The organism is Tunturiibacter lichenicola (assembly GCF_051013355.1).
In the GTDB taxonomy this organism is placed as follows: domain Bacteria; phylum Acidobacteriota; class Terriglobia; order Terriglobales; family Acidobacteriaceae; genus Edaphobacter; species Edaphobacter lichenicola_F.
This window is the reverse complement of the sequence record NZ_CP132944.1, coordinates 165,000-183,924: the sequence shown is the minus strand read 5'-3', so window position 1 is coordinate 183,924 and position 18,925 is coordinate 165,000. Positions and strand designations below refer to the sequence as shown.

20 protein-coding genes are annotated in these 18,925 nt (G+C 56.4%); 8 read left to right on the top strand and 12 right to left on the bottom strand.

The window, feature by feature from the left end:
* Window positions 1-61: 61 nt before the first annotated feature.
* Window positions 62-1,051 carry an acyl-CoA desaturase gene (locus tag RBB82_RS00845; RefSeq protein WP_433973227.1) on the bottom strand — a complete coding sequence of 330 codons (990 nt, stop codon included), beginning with the start codon at window positions 1,049-1,051 and terminating at the stop codon, window positions 62-64.
* 154 nt (window positions 1,052-1,205) lie between these two features.
* Here RBB82_RS00845 and RBB82_RS00840 point away from each other — a divergent pair, with 154 nt between their 5' ends.
* Window positions 1,206-2,129 (top strand): type I phosphomannose isomerase catalytic subunit, encoded by a 924-nt coding sequence (locus RBB82_RS00840; RefSeq protein WP_433973226.1) that lies wholly within the window; start codon window positions 1,206-1,208, stop codon window positions 2,127-2,129.
* A 145-nt stretch (window positions 2,130-2,274) separates the two neighbouring features.
* Here RBB82_RS00840 and RBB82_RS00835 read toward each other — a convergent pair whose 3' ends face one another.
* The 3 genes from RBB82_RS00835 to RBB82_RS00825 all read right to left on the bottom strand — a co-directional run bounded on the left by RBB82_RS00835 (window position 2,275) and on the right by RBB82_RS00825 (window position 4,932).
* Window positions 2,275-3,135, bottom strand: coding sequence for an IclR family transcriptional regulator domain-containing protein (locus RBB82_RS00835; protein ID WP_433973225.1), 861 nt, complete (start codon window positions 3,133-3,135; stop codon window positions 2,275-2,277).
* A gap of 181 nt (window positions 3,136-3,316) precedes the next feature.
* Window positions 3,317-4,003: a peroxiredoxin-like family protein gene (locus tag RBB82_RS00830; RefSeq protein WP_433973224.1), complete on the bottom strand. Its 687-nt coding sequence runs from the start codon at window positions 4,001-4,003 to the stop codon at window positions 3,317-3,319.
* Window positions 4,004-4,005: 2 nt separating this feature from the next.
* Complete coding sequence (locus RBB82_RS00825) at window positions 4,006-4,932, bottom strand: dienelactone hydrolase family protein (protein ID WP_433973223.1); 927 nt, start codon at window positions 4,930-4,932, stop codon at window positions 4,006-4,008.
* Window positions 4,933-5,143: 211 nt separating this feature from the next.
* On the opposite strand from RBB82_RS00825, the gene RBB82_RS00820 reads away from it, so the two are divergent.
* The gene (locus RBB82_RS00820) at window positions 5,144-5,677 is read left to right on the top strand and encodes a GNAT family N-acetyltransferase (protein ID WP_433973222.1); all 534 of its coding nucleotides are present in this window, start codon (window positions 5,144-5,146) and stop codon (window positions 5,675-5,677) included.
* Between the two features lie 50 nt (window positions 5,678-5,727).
* Window positions 5,728-7,239 carry a helicase HerA-like C-terminal domain-containing protein gene (locus RBB82_RS00815; RefSeq protein WP_433973221.1) on the top strand — a complete coding sequence of 504 codons (1,512 nt, stop codon included), beginning with the start codon at window positions 5,728-5,730 and terminating at the stop codon, window positions 7,237-7,239.
* Window positions 7,240-7,329: 90 nt separating this feature from the next.
* Here the strand turns inward: RBB82_RS00815 and RBB82_RS00810 are convergent, their stop codons facing one another.
* From RBB82_RS00810 to RBB82_RS00800, 3 genes are all read right to left on the bottom strand, one after another.
* The gene (locus tag RBB82_RS00810) at window positions 7,330-7,716 is read right to left on the bottom strand and encodes a Fur family transcriptional regulator (protein ID WP_433973220.1); all 387 of its coding nucleotides are present in this window, start codon (window positions 7,714-7,716) and stop codon (window positions 7,330-7,332) included.
* A gap of 135 nt (window positions 7,717-7,851) precedes the next feature.
* The gene (locus tag RBB82_RS00805) at window positions 7,852-7,995 is read right to left on the bottom strand and encodes a DUF3309 family protein (RefSeq protein WP_260739897.1); all 144 of its coding nucleotides are present in this window, start codon (window positions 7,993-7,995) and stop codon (window positions 7,852-7,854) included.
* Between the two features lie 526 nt (window positions 7,996-8,521).
* Window positions 8,522-8,758, bottom strand: coding sequence for a hypothetical protein (locus tag RBB82_RS00800; RefSeq protein WP_433973219.1), 237 nt, complete (start codon window positions 8,756-8,758; stop codon window positions 8,522-8,524).
* 140 nt (window positions 8,759-8,898) lie between these two features.
* On the opposite strand from RBB82_RS00800, the gene RBB82_RS00795 reads away from it, so the two are divergent.
* Both RBB82_RS00795 and RBB82_RS00790 read left to right on the top strand, forming a co-directional pair.
* Window positions 8,899-9,609, top strand: a complete 711-nt coding sequence (locus tag RBB82_RS00795) for a hypothetical protein (RefSeq protein ID WP_433973218.1) — start codon at window positions 8,899-8,901, stop codon at window positions 9,607-9,609.
* 101 nt (window positions 9,610-9,710) lie between these two features.
* Window positions 9,711-10,247 carry a cytochrome P460 family protein gene (locus tag RBB82_RS00790; RefSeq protein WP_433973217.1) on the top strand — a complete coding sequence of 179 codons (537 nt, stop codon included), beginning with the start codon at window positions 9,711-9,713 and terminating at the stop codon, window positions 10,245-10,247.
* 54 nt (window positions 10,248-10,301) lie between these two features.
* Here RBB82_RS00790 and RBB82_RS00785 read toward each other — a convergent pair whose 3' ends face one another.
* The 5 genes from RBB82_RS00785 to RBB82_RS00765 form a co-directional block, all read right to left on the bottom strand.
* The gene (locus tag RBB82_RS00785; RefSeq protein ID WP_433973216.1) at window positions 10,302-10,688 is read right to left on the bottom strand and encodes a VOC family protein; all 387 of its coding nucleotides are present in this window, start codon (window positions 10,686-10,688) and stop codon (window positions 10,302-10,304) included.
* A gap of 36 nt (window positions 10,689-10,724) precedes the next feature.
* A complete protein-coding gene (locus RBB82_RS00780; RefSeq protein WP_433973215.1) occupies window positions 10,725-11,213 on the bottom strand; it encodes a GNAT family N-acetyltransferase in 489 nt (162 codons plus the stop codon).
* 46 nt (window positions 11,214-11,259) lie between these two features.
* Complete coding sequence (locus RBB82_RS00775; RefSeq protein ID WP_433973214.1) at window positions 11,260-12,357, bottom strand: DUF4062 domain-containing protein; 1,098 nt, start codon at window positions 12,355-12,357, stop codon at window positions 11,260-11,262.
* Window positions 12,358-12,412: 55 nt separating this feature from the next.
* A complete protein-coding gene (ffh, locus tag RBB82_RS00770) occupies window positions 12,413-13,798 on the bottom strand; it encodes a signal recognition particle protein (protein WP_433975454.1) in 1,386 nt (461 codons plus the stop codon).
* A gap of 173 nt (window positions 13,799-13,971) precedes the next feature.
* Complete coding sequence (locus RBB82_RS00765; RefSeq protein ID WP_433973213.1) at window positions 13,972-15,375, bottom strand: POTRA domain-containing protein; 1,404 nt, start codon at window positions 15,373-15,375, stop codon at window positions 13,972-13,974.
* A 121-nt stretch (window positions 15,376-15,496) separates the two neighbouring features.
* Here RBB82_RS00765 and RBB82_RS00760 point away from each other — a divergent pair, with 121 nt between their 5' ends.
* The 3 genes from RBB82_RS00760 to RBB82_RS00750 all read left to right on the top strand — a co-directional run bounded on the left by RBB82_RS00760 (window position 15,497) and on the right by RBB82_RS00750 (window position 18,895).
* Window positions 15,497-16,534, top strand: a complete 1,038-nt coding sequence (locus tag RBB82_RS00760; RefSeq protein ID WP_433973212.1) for an aldo/keto reductase — start codon at window positions 15,497-15,499, stop codon at window positions 16,532-16,534.
* Window positions 16,535-16,815: 281 nt separating this feature from the next.
* Window positions 16,816-17,778: a site-specific tyrosine recombinase gene (locus RBB82_RS00755; RefSeq protein ID WP_433973211.1), complete on the top strand. Its 963-nt coding sequence runs from the start codon at window positions 16,816-16,818 to the stop codon at window positions 17,776-17,778.
* Between the two features lie 145 nt (window positions 17,779-17,923).
* Window positions 17,924-18,895, top strand: a complete 972-nt coding sequence (locus tag RBB82_RS00750; RefSeq protein WP_433973210.1) for a tyrosine-type recombinase/integrase — start codon at window positions 17,924-17,926, stop codon at window positions 18,893-18,895.
* The last annotated feature ends 30 nt before the right edge of the window (window positions 18,896-18,925 follow it).

Genomic DNA, 18,925 nt, shown 5'->3' with positions numbered 1-18,925 from the left:
AGAAATAAGAAAGGCCGTCACCTTTGGGATGACGGCCTTTTATCTTTTGCTGAATAATGGACTAGATGACCCCAGCTGGTTTGGGGTTCTTCGAATCGAACTTGGCGATCTGGATCTTTTCGGCGAGGCCGATTTTGCTGAGAACCCAAATGCAGTAGTAGTTGATGTCGAACTCATACCACGCTAGACCGTGGCGAGCGCTGACGGGATGGGCGTGGTGGTTGTTGTGCCAGCCTTCGCCGCCGGTGAGAATGGCTACCCACCAGTTGTTGCGAGAGTCATCTTTGGTCTCAAAGCGGCGTTTGCCCCAGAGATGGGTGGCGGAGTTGACGAGCCAGGTAGCGTGAAGGCCGATGGTGACGCGGAGGAAGGTCCCCCAGAGGAGCATACCCAGGGCACCGACGATGTGGTGACCGGCAGGCGCTAGAACTGCTCCGAGGGCAATTTGTAGGACGCCGGTAACGACGAGCGGAATCCAATGATATTTGCTGAGCCAAACGTGGACCGGATCTTTGGTGAGATCAGGGGCGTAGCGGCCCAAGAGAGCAGTTTCGGAGTGAAGGGCGCGACCGGAGAGGATCCAGCCTGCGTGGGCCCACCAGGTCCCGTCGTGCGGTGTGTGAGGGTCGCCCTCGTGGTCGGAGTTCTGGTGGTGTACGCGGTGGGTGGCAACCCAAAAGATGGGCCCACCCTCAAGCGCAAGGCAGCCACACATGGTAACGAAGTATTCTACCCACTTGGGAACGCGATAGCCGCGATGAGTGAGAAGGCGATGATATGCCACACCGATGCCGATATTGATCGCGAAAAAATACATGACGAAGAAGGCGGCCAGATTTTTCCATGAGAAGAAAAATAGAGCGGCAATGGCTCCGACATGGAAGAGGCCCATAGCGATGGTGGTAATCCAGTTGATGCGGCCCTGCTGATGCTCGCGGCCCATGCGCAGGTCCTGCTTGATCTTCTGGGTCACTTCTGCAACGGCTGGAACGACGGCCGCAAGCTTCGGCGCCTTTACCGGGGTTGCTTCAATTGTGCTAAGAGGAGTCATATCTTTTTCGCTGTCCTTGAACCACTGATACTGACGCTAACAGGATGAAGAGGGACGTGGTGTAAGACTTTTGTAATGCTCCCTGAAGGTGTTACTTGGGCTAGCATGAAGGTAACGCTTTTGCTTTGAGGAAGACATGCAAGAGCAATGGAAGATGAACAAAAGGATGATGATGATGACTGGCGTTGCACCATTTGGGTTGAAGCCGTGGTTTAGTGAGCGTGTCTGGGGCAAGAAAGATCTGACACCTTGGTATGCGGAGACAGGGACGACAGAGTTGGTAGGAGAGGCTTGGTTGACCGGGCCGCAGTGCGTGGTGGAGACTGGGCCGCTTGCGGGACAGACCCTGGCTTCTGTCGGGGAGCAGTTGGGTGGAGAATTTCCGCTACTTGTGAAGATATTGTTTCCTGCTGATAAGCTTTCGGTTCAAGTCCATCCGGATGATGCACAGGCAAAAGCGCTAGGAGAGACGCGGGGCAAAACTGAGTGCTGGTATGTGTTGGAGGCGGAGCAGAACGCGACTGTTGCCCTGGGATTGAAACCTGGTGTGGGGGCAAAGGAGGTCGCGGCGTCAGTTGAGAGTGGAACCATGGAGTCTCTGATGGAGCACGTGCCGGTGGCTGTGGGGGATATGTTGTTTGTCGATGCAGGAACCGTGCACGCGATTGGGCCCGGAGTGGTGTTGCTTGAAACCCAGCAGACCAGCGACGTGACCTATCGGCTGTACGACTATGGTCGCCCGCGTGAGTTGCATCTGGAGAAGGGCTTGCAGGTACTGAAGAGCAAAACGCAGGCAGGAAAGGTTGCGCCGCGGATGATGGATGGATTTACGCGGCTAATTGAGCAGAAGTACTTCACTGTCGATCGATTTGAAGTGGCTGCTGCGGGTGAAATCAATGTTTCTTTCTCTGGCCCAGGATGTCTTGTCGGTTTGGCTGGAGGAGGCGTAGTTAAGACGATTGATGGAGACGTGGAGTTGAGTCTCGGGAAGGCTGTGGTGATGCCCTCTGGAGGTGGAAGCGTGGTCGTTGAGACCAGTGTCGGCGCTTTGTTTGCGCGATGTGTAGCTCCGGTATAAGAAGACGTATTTCGATGTAGGCACGAGCGAGATATGTGTCGCGCTCCTGCGGGGGACTGTTGTTGGCTATACGAACTTGCTGCCGACGAAGGAACTTGTAGAGATCTTCGTCACAGCCGGGTGTGCGCAGGCGACGTCTCAAACCTTAGTTCAGAAAGACGCTCAGTTCGTTGGCAGCGTTGCGAAGATAGCTGAGGTAGCGGCTTTGCATTTCAAGGACGGAGAGACGAGGGGCATTTCCGCTGAGGTTTACCGTCGCGACAACACGACCTGAAGAGGCGTAGACAGGGACCGCCAGAGAGCGGAGGCCGACTTCGTACTCTTGGTCGACGAGAGCGTAGCCGTTGCGACGGACGTTGCGCAAGGCGAGACGAAGCTTTTCGATCGTGGTGATGGTACGAGTGGTGTGGGGTGTGAGAACGGCTTTCGCGAGGTACTGCTCCAGTTGCTCGGTGGGGAGGTAGGCGAGAAGCACTCGCCCCATGCTGGTGCAGTACGCGGGTAAACGGCTCCCAATATGCAGATCGACGGCCATGACGCGGCTCACTTGTGTCCGAGCGATGTAAACGATGTCTTCGCCGTCAAGCGTAGCCACTGAGAATGACTCGCGAAGAGCGGCAGACATGCGTTCGAGGATGGGTTGCGCGGCCGTGGCAAGGGTGTTTGACGTCGTGTAAGTGTGGGAAAGGGTGAGCATGCGCGGTCGTAGAGAGTAGCGAGAACCGTCTTCCGCACCGGCGAAGCCAAGTTTTGTGAGGGTATAGAGGCACCGGCGGACGGCGGCGCGGGAGAGACCCGTCCTTACGCTCAACTGAGAGATGGTCATCTGTGGGGACTGCTGGGTAAATGCCTGAATGACTATGAGGCCGCGAGCCAGGGAGGTCATGAAGTTGGGGTCGCCGGTGTAGACGTCTAGAGCTGCGGCAGGGGTGGGCTTTGTTGTTGGAGGGACGGTCGCGGCAGGAGGAGTAACAGAGGGGAGGGGTTGGGGAGAAATAAAGCTCATGCAGATCCCTTTTCCGTTGCACTGTCAAACAGAGTGTTCGATAGGCGGACTACTTATACGATAAACGCACGTTTCAATTACCGCAAGATATCAGTCGGCACAGTTGATGGTGCGGGAAAATATCCTAATTAGTTTTTTGGGGCGTGTGACGCGTGAGAACGCGCACGGAGAATAGAGTTTTCTAAATCTCTAGTGCGGAGAAGATGTCCACGGGTTCAGGGCGAACACGGAAGTCGGCGTGAGCTTCGCTGAAAACGATGGTGTTGCTGCTGTCGATGACGAAGACAGCCGGCAGTGGAAGACGCCAACTGGCTTCGGTGGCGTTATGGTAGCTGAGGCCTGCGTTGTTGAAAGGAATATTGATGAGGATGGATTGATAGTAGCGCCGGAGATCTTGCGGTATGGTGTGAGCGATGCCAAATTGCTCAGCGAGAGTTGCTCCAGGGTCGGAGAGGAGGGGGTAGGGAAGGCCATACTGCTCGAGAGTGAAACCGTTCTGGCGAGTGGTCTGGGGAGAGATGGCTATGAAGAGGGCTCCAGACTTGCGCAGATCTGAGTGGAGGTCGCGCCAGGCTTCAAGTTCAGTGACACAGTAGGGGTCCCAGCGACCGCGGAAGAAGCTGACGACGAGCGGGGCGAGGGCGAGGAGGTCAACGGAGCTGACGGGTTTGCGGGTGAGAGCATCCTCGAGTGTGAAAGCCGGAGCTTGCGCTCCGGCCTTTAGGATGAGGGCTTCTATACCGGTGTTGAACAGATTCTCGGTCGCTTTTTCGGAGACCGCAAGACGTTCGGGCTGGACGAGAGCGCGGGTATTTTGCGTGATGCGGTCGAGTTGGTCCTGGAGCGAGATGTTAAGCGAGGCAGCCACAACTACATTATTGCAGCTGTCTGCATAGTATCGCCGGTGGCTTTTTCGTCATGGCAATGAATGGCAGCCTCCGCCTTTTCGGCTGCTATTTTGTTATGTGTGGCGTTGGAGGCTGAGGGTGCGGCCTTCATCTCCTTGATTAGAGTTACTAAGCGGGTGAAGCTCTGTTCGCGGGCCGTCTTGTTGCCGGGAACAGTATTAGACGGGTCTTCGCCTGCGCGCATGAATCCGTGGCCTGCGCCTTCATAAGTCACGGGTTCGTATTTTTTGCCCGCAGCCTTCATGGCCTCGGTGGTCGCGGGGAGCGTGGCACCAATCCGAGCGTCGTTACCGGCGTAAAAGCCATAGACAGGTGCGATGATGGTGGTGACGTCAGATGGACCGGGGCCATAGAATACGAAGGCGGCGGAGAGGTCTTTGCGGTGTGCGGCGAAGGCGAATGATTTTCCGCCTCCCCAACAGAAGCCGGCAGAGGCGATCTTTCCGTTGCCCGCAGGGAGGTGCTTGCCGTAGTCGGCGGCAGCGTCGAGGTCAGCGTTGACGACTGCGGGGTCAAGACCGGAAACAGCTTTAACGGCGGCGTCCTGGCTTTGGAACTCAGAGGAGCCACCGCCGTTGGGGCCGAAACCTGTGAGGAGATCCGGTGCGACGACGATGAAGCCTTGTGCCGCGAGTTCGTCGGCCATCTCTTTCGCCCAATCGCTTAGGCCAAAGATCTCGTGGATGAGAATAACGACGGGGGCTTTGGTCTTAACCTCAGGATAGACAACGAAAGCCTGAACGGTGCGGTCACCATGTTTCAGTGGGACGTATTCGTGATGTCGGGGGGAGGCGTCGAGACGGGCTTTCGCCCATTCCTGTGCATGCGCCGAGGCCGTAGCGAGAGGGAGGAGTAAGGCAGCCGCAAAGAGACTGAGGGAACGAGACATAGTAAGCGTCATGGGTGGAGTGTAGTACGCAGAACAGAGCTCGGACAAGGTGAGCTGATCGATTTTTGACGGCAAAATCTACTGCGCATCAAGTCAGCGAGAAATCGACTAAGGAGACAAGGAAATTTGTATATGTGAGTGGAGATGGAAGAGGGATCCGAGCTACCCTGTAGGCTTTTATACTTTGCACATGGGGACATTTCATCTCCGATTGGCAACTACGAATGATGTTGCGGCGATTCGTGCGTTGATTGAAGCCTCGGTGCGCAGGTTGCAGGCGAAGGATTACTCGGCTGCACAGAGGGAAGGAGCACTGGCTACAGTGTTCACGATAGATAGCCGACTGATTGTTGACGGAACATATTTTGTGGCCACTGTCGAAGATGGAAGGCTGGCAGGATGTGGCGGGTGGAGTTTTAGGAAGACGTTATACGGTGGGGATCATCAGGTAGAACATATAGCTCCGGAGAGGCTGGACGTAACGGTGGATGCGGCGAAGATCCGGGCAATATTTGTCCATCCTGATTTCGCGCGGATGGGACTTGGGAGCCTGATCTTACAGGCTGCTGAGGAGGCTGCAATGGCATATGGATTTGAGCGATTCGAGATGGGGAGCACGTTGACTGGTGTTGAGCTTTATTCACTCAAAGGGTATCGAGAGGTTAATCGTATAGACGTGCCTGTGGCTGGTGGGGAGTCGATTCAGGTGGTGAAGATGGAGAAGCGTGGCAGGCTTGGACGTTGACTGGGCGGCGTGTAGTCTTCAGGCAGTTAGCGCAGATGGAGGAGTGATCGATGGTCGAGATGCCGATGATTGCAAAGGGTGCGGATGAGCTTTATTTGCTGCCGGGGATGACGAATCGGCATGGATTAGTCGCAGGAGCGACTGGTACAGGTAAGACGGTCACGTTACAGGTGATGGCGGAAGCGATGAGTTCTGTCGGAATTCCAGTGTTTGCGGCGGATGTGAAAGGAGATCTATCAGGAATATCTCAGGCCGGGAAAAATTCGCCAAAGTTTGATGCTCGCGTGAATGCCTTGGGGCTGAAGGAGTGGAGTTTCGCCGGTTGCCCCGTGGTGTTCTGGGATGTATTTGGAAAGCAGGGACATCCTGTAAGAGCAACGGTGAGCGAGATGGGGCCGCTGCTGTTGAGCAGAGTTCTGAATTTGAATGATACGCAGACAGGTGTGTTGACGCTGGTGTTCAAGATCGCCGACGACAGCGGGCTGTTGCTGCTCGACATGAAGGATATGCAAGCGATGCTGCAGCATGTTGGAGAAAGTTCGAAGGAGTATCAGACGCAATATGGGAATATCTCTGCCGCGAGTATCGGCGCGATCCAGCGTGGGTTGGTTTCGTTGGAGCAACAAGGTGGAGGCCTGTTTTTTGGTGAGCCAGCACTGAATATTGAAGACCTGTTGCAGACGGATTCTAAAGGCAACGGAGTTGTGAATATTCTCGCGGCTGACCAGCTCCTTCAGTCGCCGCAGTTATATGCAACGTTCTTGCTTTGGCTGATGAGTGAGTTGTTTGAGAAGCTGCCAGAGGTAGGGGATTTGGAAAAGCCGAAGCTTGTCTTCTTCTTCGATGAGGCGCACCTTTTGTTCAACGATCTGCCATCGGTTTTGCAGAATCGCATTGAACAAGTGGTGCGATTGATTCGGTCGAAGGGTGTCGGAGTCTTCTTCGTAACTCAAAATCCGATCGACGTACCAGATACCGTGTTGAGTCAGTTAGGCAATCGGGTGCAACATGCGTTGCGGGCTTTTTCACCACGAGATCAAAAGGCTGTGAAGGCAGCGGCGCAGACGTTTCGAGCAAATCCGAAGTTAAATGTGGAAGCTGTGATTACGGAGCTGGGAGTGGGGGAAGCGCTTGTCTCATTCCTAGATGAGAAGGGGATTCCGGGGATGGTGGAGCGGGCGATGATTTGCCCTCCCCACAGCCAGATTGGACCTATAACGTTGGAACAGAGGGCGGCCATCATCAGAAGTTCGGTGGTGGCAGGGGTGTATGAGACTGTTGTGGATCGCGAATCGGCATATGAAAAGTTGAAGGGAAAGGTCGTGGCTTCGGGTGGGGCAGCTACGCCAGGGAACCCAGCAAATTCGGGATCGGGTTGGTTGGGAGGGTTGGAGGCCGCAGGCACGGCACTGGGGGGAGTACTGGGGCAGGGAAACTCGCGGCGCGGGGATACCGTTGTGCAGGCAATGGTGAAGAGTGCTGCGCGGACGATGGGGAGTACTGTCGGGCGGCAGTTGGTTCGTGGAGTGTTAGGGTCGCTGTTGGGTGGGTCGAAGCGGTAGGGATTGAGTCGGGCAGGAGTTACGGCTGCGCCACTGAGCCACTCGCGTGGACGCTTTGACTTATCGCAGACGAAGCCGCTTTGCCTTGGGTTACTTGGTACAGGAGGAGCAGGTACCGTAGACGAAGAACTCGTGGCTGGTGTACTTGAATCCGCGAGGGAGTTTGGGTTTGGTTTGTATCTCGCAGCCTTCTAGTTCGTGGACGGTGCCGCAGCTGTTGCACTGGAAGTGGTGGTGGTGGACTTTGCCGGCTACCTCGTAGCGGGTGGAGTGTCCGGGGATGTCGACCGGCTGTAGCCAGCTGTCGTCGACGAGGTTGCCGATGTTGCGGTAGACGGTGGCGATGCTGAGGGCGTCGACCTCTTTCTGGGCGAGTGCGAGGGCTTCGTCGGGGGAGAGCGGGCGGTTGGCTTCGAGGAATGCGGCGCGAATGGCGTCTTTCTGGCGGGTGTTGCGGGTCTTGATCGGGGTTGTCATGTACGCGCTTGTCCACGCCTATCGTAGCGTGTTGCGAAGATAGTCTCAACTAGGGTGCTTTGGAGGGACGTGCAGGAGGGTGCTGATTTGGCCCATTCTCCGCTTGTCGCTATGCGGGAACGGGCCCTTCAGCGGCTATATGACCTTCATAAGCAACAAGATGAGGACGATGAGCAGGATGAGGCTGATTCCGCCGCCGCCGTAGTATCCGAGTCCAGGTCCCATGCGATAGCCGCCAAAGCCGAACACCAGAATCAGAATGAGCAAAATGATAAGCATCTTAGTTTTTCTCCGTTCGGCGAAGTTTCGCCAGATGGAAGGTGTGATGCAGATTTTGTTGTCAACGCGTAAACAAATGATTTTTGTTTAAAGTTTCGGGATGCAGGTGGGTACCCCCTCCCCCTCCGGGGTATCTTGCGTGTAAGTTTATTGTTATCAAGCGATTACATAAGCTATATGTTCGTAAAATATTGATAACAAATGGCTTGCATGCAAAATATAGCAAGATAAGCACTTACTGGCGATTTTGGAATTAAATGGCTATTCGACTCTTCCAACGCCTGTTAACAGGATATCGGAACGAGATGGGGTGATACGCCACGCGAAAACGCCCGTCTGGAGCGGGTTTTGTCGCTTTTTGGGGTTGACAGGGGATTTTTCGGTGGTTTTTTTGGTTGGTCAAGCCGAGTTTATGGGGCGAGTCGGCGCTGTGACGTGAGTTTCTGTGGTTTTGCGCGAGCACGAGGGTGGGATTATGGGGACGGATCGTGGTGTTATCTGTGCTTTTGATGGTTGCTTGGTGGCTTTACAGGGGCATTCTGTAGGCGTAAGAGGAGCCTACGTGCTGGTTGATGTAGGTCGCCAGGCCTCGGCCTTGTTTTGCGAGAGTCATCATGGCTTTGACGTGCTCGGGGCCGGGTCTCGTGTTGTCGTAGACGTAGCGATACTTTGCGTGGACGAACTCGATGATGATGGCGGAGCCGAGTATCTCGTAGTTGCTGATTCCTGAGCCGCCATCGGAGTTTGCGTAGGGTCTTCGCATTCCATCCGGTTAGATGGCATGCGGCCATGAGGCAACGTAGAGATTTGTGACATCGGCATAACATTGCTGCGTGTGAGCGGTCTCACATGTAAGGAATAACGACCGAAGCAGGTGAAGCGAACTTCAAGGAGGCTGGTGCAATGGCGAATCGAATGGTTGGAACGATCGTGTCTGGCATGGTGTGTGGTGTGGTTCTTCTTGGTGCGGCTGGTGTCGGCTGGGGACAGGGAGCGAAGACGCCGTACCCTGCCATGGCACCCATTGAACAGTACCGCGTGGCGAGCGTGGCGGAGGAGGTTGCTCTGGCTCGCAGTGCGGCGAATGCGTCGGTGAGCCATGATGCCGAGGTGATGGTGCTCGGCAGCCGTGGGTACGAGACGGCGGCGAAGGGGACGAATGGCTTTGTGTGCCTGGTCGAGCGCTCGTGGGCTACCAACTTCGACGATCCTCAGTTCTGGAATCCGAAGCTGCGCGCGCCACACTGCTTCAATGCGGCTGCTGCGCGGTCGGTGATGCCCGCGTACCTGAAGAGGACGGAGTTGGTGCTGTCGGGGTTGCCGAAGGATCAGGTGGAGGCACGGATGAAAGAGGCGGTGGCGACGAAGGTCATTGGGGTGCCTGAGGAGGGGGCGATGTGCTACATGATGTCGAAGCAAGGTTATTTGAACGACAGTGTCGGCCACTGGCATCCGCATGTGATGTTCTTCCTTCCGACCACGGAGGCGGCAAAGTGGGGCGCGAACCTCGATGGGTCGCCGGTCTACGCCACGCAGGGAGCTCCTGAGCCGGTGACCACGTTTATGGTTCCGGTGATGACGTGGTCGGATGGGACGGTGGAGGAGATGAGGTGATGTCCACCCGCTGCCGGTAAATCAGAGAGTGGTGGGCGTGTGATACGCTGTGCTGCATCGGGCCAGCTCCAAGGGGAATCCTCGTTAAGAAGGGATCAGCCATGCAGCGCAAAGGCAAGCTCACGATTGCGATAGCCACGGCAGTGCTCTCCGTATTCACTGCCACGGGTTTTTACGCTCAGGACAAGTACTCGCTGATATCGCCGGGCGGAGTCGCATTCTCCGACTTCAAGGGATACGAGGACTGGTCCGTGGTCTCGTCCGCCCGGACGGACGAAGTGCTTAAGGTGATCGTTGCGAATCCGATCATGATTCAGGCGTACAAGGATGGTTATCCGGGCAATGGCAAGCCTTTTCCGGATGGCTCCAAGATCGCTAAGCTTCAGTGGAAGCCGAAGAAGAGTACAGAGGCGCCTTTCGTCGTGGATGTGCCGGATATCTTTAAGCAGGCCTTCGTTATGGAGAAGGACAGCAAGAGATTTTCGAAAGACGACGGCGGATGGGGATACGCGGTGTTCAACTACGATGCCGCATCGGACAAGTTCACGGCGGATCCCAGCCCGGTAAACTGCGGGACCAAATGCCATGTGGCCGTGAAGGCGAAGGACTACATCTTCCATCCGTACCAGAAGCGTTGAACGACACCGGTCTCAAGGGGCCATTTTAGGCGAGGGAAGGAAGCGGTTCGTGCTCTATCTTGCCGTTGGATCGGGCTGGTAGATTGGGATGGAGTTGCCCTCCGAATCCTGACAAAAGGCGAACCATGCGACACCGGGGATAGCTACCTTGGGCACCAGCGTCTTTCCGCCGTTCTTCTCGATGAGATCGGTGTATGCATCGACGGATGGAACTTCGATTCCGATACCGATGGGTTGTCCGGGATATTCGCGTCGAGTGAGTCCGCCGTTGATGCCAGCGGAGGAGTGGTCACCTGTGATTATGTTCCAATGCTTCTCGCGGCCCTGCGGAGTGTCGTATTCCCAGCCGGTTTCGAAGCGCCATCCAAAGACTTTCTGATAGAAGTCGATTGCCCTCTCGGGAATATCGACAGGAATAGAAAAGTAGTTGACTTTTGGCATGCCCAAAATCTTACTGTAGTGTGCCAAATGTATAGCTCAACCTAGATTCTTTGCGAAGTAGTTCACGGCCTTTGCGCCGTTGTAGAGAACGGCTTGTCCAACTTTTTCGAAGCCCATTGCGAGATGGAACGCGTCCGATGCGGGGTTGGGTGGCTCCGAGTTCACTTCGCAGACGATCCGGGGTACTCCGGCGTTATGCGCGGCAGCAAATAAATCTTCGTAGAGTAGCCTGGCAATTCCTTGGCCGCGCGCAAACTCTGCGACTACGATGCGATCTATGTAGACGAATGATTGGTACGCACTTTTGAACCATGCGAAGTTGGGATTTTGGTATGGAGCGGTGTGGTAAAGCGCGATCAAGAAAGCTGTCCTTCCCTGATCGATACCTTTCGCATAAAAAGCCATGCCCAGGAGCGTGGTTAGGTGCGCGAGGTCCAGCTCGGATGTTTCTTTGGCGTGGGAATTGTTAAGTTGCAGGGTGATGCTTACGTCAAGGCTGCCGAGGTCTTTGCTAGTTCTCTCCATCGACTCCATACACACCTATCCTGATACCCGCCCAGCGTGCTGCCGCCTATACTTCGTCGCGGAGATGTCCTCGCATCATCGCCATATGTGTTTGTCCTCGCGGAGTAAGCTTCCAGACGCTCATTGTCTTAGGCGACGGCGCAGCGCCGTAAGACTGGTCAATGTAGATTGTCTCCATGTTCTCCTCTAGGAATCCAAGACCCGCAAATTGCCTATGGATATCATTCAGGACCAACTTCACCGGTTTCAATTCCGGAAAGTAATGGTGATCTTTTTTTAGATAGGGTTCCGCTGCTTCCCAAAGACCGCGATCTTCCGATTGCGCATTTAGTCGCGAAAGAATGAGTCTTCCAATGTTTTGCTCAACATTATTTGCAAGAACATGCGAACTCCCGCCGGGAAAAGCCACTTCAAGCATTTCATCCCAAGTACTTTCGAAAACCAAAGGGTCTCTGTTCTTTGGCCACCTGTTATTGAAGTTGAATCCGTTCATATCCAGTGACCACGAGACCGTTTCTTCGCCTCCCGCCAATCGACTAACGGTGTCGGTCTGAAGCTCGCGCAGTTTCAAATTCTCGGCCTCCAATTCAATGACATGTTGCTGTAGTCGATTGACGCTTTCTAAGACGTCGCGTGCCGTCTGTCCGGACCGCACCCATCCACGCATGGGCTTCAAGTTAAACTGACTCACGAGGGAAGTGAGGACTTTAGATTTTAGATCGTCTGGATTTTCATATTCTTTACACAGACGATTTGATTGAACCTTTGCTCGGAATGCCTTGAGCTTTTCCTTCCCTATGTCCAAAGGCTCGAGTTTTTCTCCTGTAAGTTTTTGAGTGTCGTAATGCAGGAACCGAAGGACGGGCTTATTGTTTTTAACCGCATAGTCGTACTCCTTCTCGGTATAGCTCGTGCCATCCTTGTCCACACTTCCATATCGCCCAGCAACGATCACTATGTAGTAATCAGACGAATCGATCTCCCGCTTGATGAACTCAAACTGTTCTTCATCAGCTGACGGAAAGAGTTCCATCCCCGCCGGAAATGCCTTAAGCTCCAAAATCGCTTGGAGCACTTTTTCTCGTTCTTCTTTTAGGTCCTTAAAGGTCGAACTTACAAAGATCTGATACCGTACTTCATCCATGCTCATTTGAGGAGAATAACGGGATTTTTTTGATTATGTGCGACAGTTGATTGAATTACCGGCCGAATTTTTGGCGGCCTTGCATTTGGCTCATCATGCGTTGCTGGGCTTTAATGCCGCCACCACCGCCCATGTTCTTGAACATCTTGCGCATCTGGGCGTATTGGCGGAGGAGGTTGTTGACGTCCTGGACCGTGGTGCCTGAGCCTCTTGCGATGCGCTTGCGGCGGTTGCCGTTGATGATCTCGTGGTCGAGGCGCTCTTTTTGCGTCATGGAGTTGATGATGGATTCGACGCGGGTGAACTGGCCTTCGTCTACGTTTTCGACGGCTTGCTGCATGCCTGCGAAGGGGCCGACGGAGGGGAGCATTTTTAAGATTGATTTCATGCTGCCCATCTTTTTGATCTGACGGAGCTGGTCGCGGAAGTCTTCGAGGGAGAAGCCGTCGCCGGAGAGGGCCTTCTTGGCGAACTGCTCGGCTTTGCCGCGATCGAGGGTGGATTCGGCGCGCTCGAGGAGGGTGGCGATGTCGCCGTGACCCATGATGCGGGAGACGATGCGGTCGGGATGGAAGGGCTCGAAGGCGTCGGGCTTTTCGCCCGTGCCCAAAAACTTTATTGGGGCTCCCGTCACGTGGCGGATGGAGAGGGCAGCGCCGCCGCGGGCGTCGCCGTCCATCTTGGTGAGGATGGCGCCGGTGATGGTGAGGAGATCGTTGAAGGCCTTGGCGGAGTTGACGGCGTCCTGGCCGGTCATGGCGTCGGCGACGAAGAGGATCTCGGAGGGGTTGAGGAGCTTTTTGAGCTGCGCCATCTCGTCCATGAGGGAGGCGTCGATCTGGTTGCGGCCGGCGGTGTCGACGATGAGCATGTCGCAGCCGTAGTTGGCGGCTTCACGCTTGGCTTCTTTGGCGAGGCGGAGGACGGCGTCGGTGCCGGGTTTTTCTTCCGTCAGCTTGCCTTCGTAGAGCTGCGCGCTGATGCTGGTTGCTACGACTTTGAGCTGCTCGCGAGCGGCGGGACGGTAGACGTCTACCGAGACGAGCATGGGGCGGTGACCGGCTTTTTTGAGCCACTGGGCCAGCTTGCCGCTCGTCGTCGTTTTGCCGGAGCCCTGGAGGCCTGCCATGAGGATGACTGATGGCGGCTGAGAGCTCTTTTGGAAGCGGGCGGTGTCTTTGCCGAGGACGTTGATGAGTTCGTCGTGGACGATTTTGACGATCTGCTCGGAGGGGGAGAGGGCGGTGGCGACGCGCTCGCCGATGGTGCGGGTGCGGATGTGCTCCATGAGCTCGGTGACGACGGTGAGGTTGACGTCGGACTCGAGGAGGGCGAGGCGGATCTCGCGGAGGGCGTCGGAGACGTTCTCGTCGGAGATGGTGCCCTGGCCGCGGAGGGTCTTGAAGGAGCGCTGGAGTTTGTCGCTTAGGTTTTCAAACATGACTGGTACAAGTTTACAGGGAATGGCGGGATGCGCGGAAATGCCCACTGCGCGTGGGGCGGTCACTTCGTGACTTGTATACCCCTTCGGTTGGCGCTCCCGTTGGTCGCGATGGATGCCTTTTCCGGCCATCGCGAGGCCTGGGCGAAGCCGCATACCCTACGAAGTGGGCTTTAGTTGGGGGTGCCACCTTTCACGAAGGTGATGGTGAGATCGACGGCATGGCTGTCGGGGTTGACGAGAGCCTGGGAGGAGGCGGAGTAGCCGCTAAGCGTACTGAGCGATGTGTTTTTCGTCAGAAAGGTGTTGACGTAGTTGGCGTCGTATATGTCGCCGGAGTTCATGCCCCAGGCGGAGCTGAACTGCTTCTGCTGCTCGTCAGAGAGGCCGACTGTTTTGATGGCGTGGATGCGGTACTGAGGGCCAGGGACGACGGCGATGGTGTAGGAGACGTGGTGGCCGAGGTGGTCGAAGGTGGGGGGAGCCTGAACCTTTGCGTCCTGAAAGCCTTTGGCGAAGTAGGCGTTGGCGATGATCGACAGACTTTGGCGGAGAGCTGCTTCGGAGGCGACATCACCCGCCTTCATTTTGACTTGTTTGTTGAAGTCGGCGGTACTGATGACGTCGGAGCCGGGCCATGTGAGCTGAAAGAGGCTGTATGCGGGGCCTTCGTTGATGGTTGCGGTCATGGCGAGGCCGACGCCAGTAGAGGTGACCTGGGGCGGGCCTTGAGTGATGGAGACGAGGGTCATGTCGAGGTAGCCGTTGTCGTGGTAGGCCGAGGTGAGTGCTGAGGCGATCGCCTGACGGGTCGTGTTCGTCTCGAAGGGCTGACTGGTTTGGTCTTTTATTACCTTATCGAGCTTCGTTTGCATGATCGGAGAGGTGCGAACGAGGGTTAGAGTCTGGACGCGGATCGGGGGTGACTCGATGGCGAAGGCGATGGATGTGGGAGTAGCGCCGGGATGGTCGCTCTGGGCGATGGCCACGATGTTGGCGGTTACTCCTTTCTCCGCGACCATGGCTTTGAGTGCGGCGGAGATGGCTCCCTGAAGGTTGCCATTGAGAGGAACGATGCCGGTGTAGAGAGGCACTCGGGCGGCGAGAGCGGATTTAAGCTCGGCGGGAGACCACCAGACGAAGTTGGTGAAGGAGGCAGGCAGCGAGTTCTCAGGCGGGATTGGGTTGAGGGCGTAGACAAGTCCGGTTGAGTTGGATTCGAAGCGGATGTCGGAAAAGAGGCCGGTGTCGCTGAGGTGCTGGGCGGCTGCCTGAATGTCGGCCTGGGTAGCGGTTGCGCCCGGGTGCAGGCCGCTTACCTTCAGAAGGTCGGCTTGCGAGAGGGCTGGGACGCCGGTGAAAGAGACCGGCGGGAGCTGGAAGGACTGGGCCGAAGTCTGGAGGGTCGGCAAGAGGAGGCAGAGGGCAAAGAGAGCGGGCCTAACGATCGGGGAGAGCATGTGAATGGAAGGTATATCCCATGACGCGGCACTAGGGAAGAGTTTTTTGGAGATGTGCTGCAGCGGATGAGGAATCTGGCTGGTATGGCGCAGGCATTGGAAGGCAAGTTCAGACATTTGCGCTTGTGAGGTGAATGCATGGGATTTATTCACGGAAGTCATGAATCAGAGGAGCGGATTTTCAATCTTATCGGTGGAGCTTCGTTGAGAGGCTCAATCTGGATGATGAGGTGGTTCGATGCAATACAAGACATTGGGGAATACGGGTTTGCTGGTGTCGCAGATCTGTCTGGGAGCGATGACGTTTGGAAGTGTCGACGGCATTTGGGAGAAGATTGCCGGCCTGAAGCAAGCGGAGGCCGATGAGTTGATCAAGGCTTCGGTGGAGGCCGGGGTGAACTTTGTCGATACTGCAGATGTTTATTCAGACGGACACTCGGAGACGATGGTTGGGCAGTCGCTGAAGAACCTCGGGATTGCGCGAAAAGATGTTGTGATTGCCACGAAGGCGTTTGGCCGGACAGGTAAGGGGCGAAACGATGTTGGGGCTTCGCGTGGACACATTATGGATGCGATCGATGCAAGTTTGAAGCGGCTGCAGACGGACTATGTCGACCTGTACCAGATTCATGCGACGGATCTGGTGACGCCGATTGAGGAGACGATTCGCGCGCTGGATACGCTGGTGCAGCAGGGCAAGGTGCGGTATGTCGGGGTGTCGAACTGGCATGCGTGGCGGATTATGAAGGCTCTGGGGATCTCGGAGATGAAGAACCTGGTGAAGTTCGATACGTTGCAAGCGTACTACTCGATTGTTGGGAGGGAGTTGGAGAGGGAGATTGTGCCGCTGCTTGAGGATCAGAAGATGGGGTTGCTGGTGTGGAGTCCGCTGGCGGGAGGGCTGCTGTCGGGCAAGTTCAGCAGGGAGAATCAGAAGCCGGAGGGATCGCGGCGGTCGAACTTTGATTTCCCGATCGTCGATAAGGAGCGGACCTGGAATGTGCTGGATGTAATTCGTCCGATTGCAGAGGCGCGTGGAGTCTCGGTTGCTACGGTGAGTCTGGCGTGGATTCTGTCTAAGCCGTTTGTGACTTCGATGATTATTGGGGCGAAGAAGCAGGAGCAGTTGAAGGAGAATCTGGCTGCGGCGGAGTTGGTGCTGAGCGCGGAGGAGATGAAGAAGCTGGATGAGGTGAGCACGCTGCCGCCGGAGTATCCGGGGTGGATGGTGCCGTTCCAGAATGCGAATCGTTTGGCGGATGTTCCGCGGTTTTAGGTTTGCGGAAAGGCTTGTCCTGCCGGACGGGCCCACTGCGCTTGCCACCCCACGAACGAAGACCTGTTCGTGGGGACCCCGATTCGTGCGGGCGTTTGCACGCCTTTTTAACTTGTCTGGGCAGATGATTTTGTTTGGGTCCTCCTTTTGGTCGGGATTATTTTTTCGGCTTTTGGGAGGGCTCTCTTTTCTGGCAAGTGGCGGGCTTGGTGCGTGGCTAGGTGGGTTCGGGGTGCGAGTTGGGGCGCACGGAGGTTTGTGGGGCGGGATAATCGACTTCTATGCACGAGACTGGGCAGGTTGGCGGGAACGCGCGGACGGTGCGGGAGTTTGTAGCGTATCTGCGGGTAGAGAAGGGGCTGAGGCCGGCGAGCTGTGAAGCGTACCAGCGAGATTTGGAGCAGTTTGCCGAGCATGTTGAAGGACACAATGGGCTGCTGATTGGAGCGACACAGTCGGATGTGAGTGGATTTATGGAAGGGCTGCGAGGGCACGGGGTGGAGTCGCGGTCGATTGCGCGAAAGCTGAGCTGTCTGCGTGGTTTTTATCGCTGGCTTCTGATGGATAAGCGGATTACGCATGATCCTACGGTGAATGTGGAGACGCCTGCGAGTTGGAAGGTGCTGCCGAAGTCGCTTGCCGAGGGAGAGGTGGCGGAGATGTTGGAGCGGACGGGTGTGGTGGCCAGGAGCGCGGATGCGGATGGGCTGGCGCTGCGGGATCACGCGATTTTGGAGTTGCTCTATGCGGGGGGGCTGCGGGTGGGGGAGATCTGTTCGCTGCGAGTGGAGGATGTGCATCTCGATCAGGGCAGGGCGCAGGTGAGAGGTAAGGGCGATAAGGAGAGGATTGTGCCGCTCGGACGGTCGGCGGTGGAGGCTATGGAGCGGTATTTGACGCTGGGGCGGCCGGGGTTGGTGAAGAGTGGGTTGCAGCAGGCACATCATTCGTTGCAGCGGGCGCTGTTTTTGAGTGTGCGGGGGAAGGCGCTGACGCGGCAGTGGGTGTGGGAGATGGTGCGGTCGGTTTCGGGGACGGGGAGTAAGGCTAGTCCGCATATGCTGCGGCATAGTTGTGCGACGCACATGGTGGAGCATGGGGCGGATTTGAGAAGTGTGCAGACTTTGCTGGGGCATGCCGATATAGCGACTACGCAGGTTTATACGCATGTGGCGCTGGGGCATTTGAAGAAGGTGCATCGGGAGCATCATCCGCGAGGACGGCGGCGGGTTGTGGCGAGTTAGGTTGAGGACGGAGATGGGCGGGAGCGGTCGTGCTTTGCACGATGCCCACATCTCAAAATCGAGATATGGGGCACCCGGCTTTTGTTCCGTGAACGTGTCTTGTGTGGCTGATAAGTAAGCAGAGTCCCCCGAAAGTTGAGGATTTATGCGGGAAGAAGTGAGTGAGTTCGAAAGGCTGGCGGAGGGGTTTCTGGCGATGCTCGCGAATGAACGCGGGGCGTCGGAGCATACGGTGCGGGCGTATGCGCGAGAGGTGAGGAGTTTTGCGGCTTATCTCGGCGAGACGTTGGGGAAGCGTGCGAGCGTGAGTGTGGTGGAGCATCTGCATATTCGGGCTTATCTGGGGATCCTGTATGAGCGGGGTTTGACCAAGGCGAGCGCGGCGAGAGCGCTGGCAGCGGTGCGGAGCTGGTTCAAGTGGCTGGCGAAGGAGGGTAAGGTCGCGCAGAATCCTGCGCTGCTGGTGAGTACGCCGAAGCTGCCGAAGCATCTGCCGCGAGTGCCGAGTGTGGAAGAGGTGAATCGGGTTCTAAATTCGCTTGATGGGGATGGTGCGGCGAAGAAGGACGAGGTTGAGGCTGCGGCGTGGCCGGAGCGGGACCGGGTGATCTTTGAGCTGTTGTATGGATGTGGAATTCGAAACTCGGAGTTGGTGGGGCTGAATATGGGCAGCGTGAAGTGGCGCGATGATGCGGTGCTGGTGCGCGGTAAGGGGAAGAAGGAGCGGTTGGTGCCGCTCGGTGATGAAGCGGCGGCGGCGTTGCGTGCGTATCTGCCGCTGCGTGAAGCGAAGCTGATGGCGGCGGGCAAAGGTGCGTTGGTGCATGAAGGGCCGCTGATGATGAATCTGCGGATGCGTGGGGATTGCCGGTTGACGACGCGGAGTGTGGGGAGGATTGTGAAGGCGATTGCGTTGAGTCGCGGGCTGGCTGCGGATGTGCATCCGCATACGCTGAGACACGCATTTGGGACGCATATGTTGGAGGAAGGTGCGGATCTGCGGGCGATTCAGGAGATGTTGGGGCATGAACGGTTGTCGACGACGCAGAGGTATACGCAGCTGACTGTGGGTCAGGTGCAAAAGGTTTATGACGAGACGCATCCTCGCGCGAAGTGAGATGTTTTTTCGGAAAAAGTCTTCGAAGAT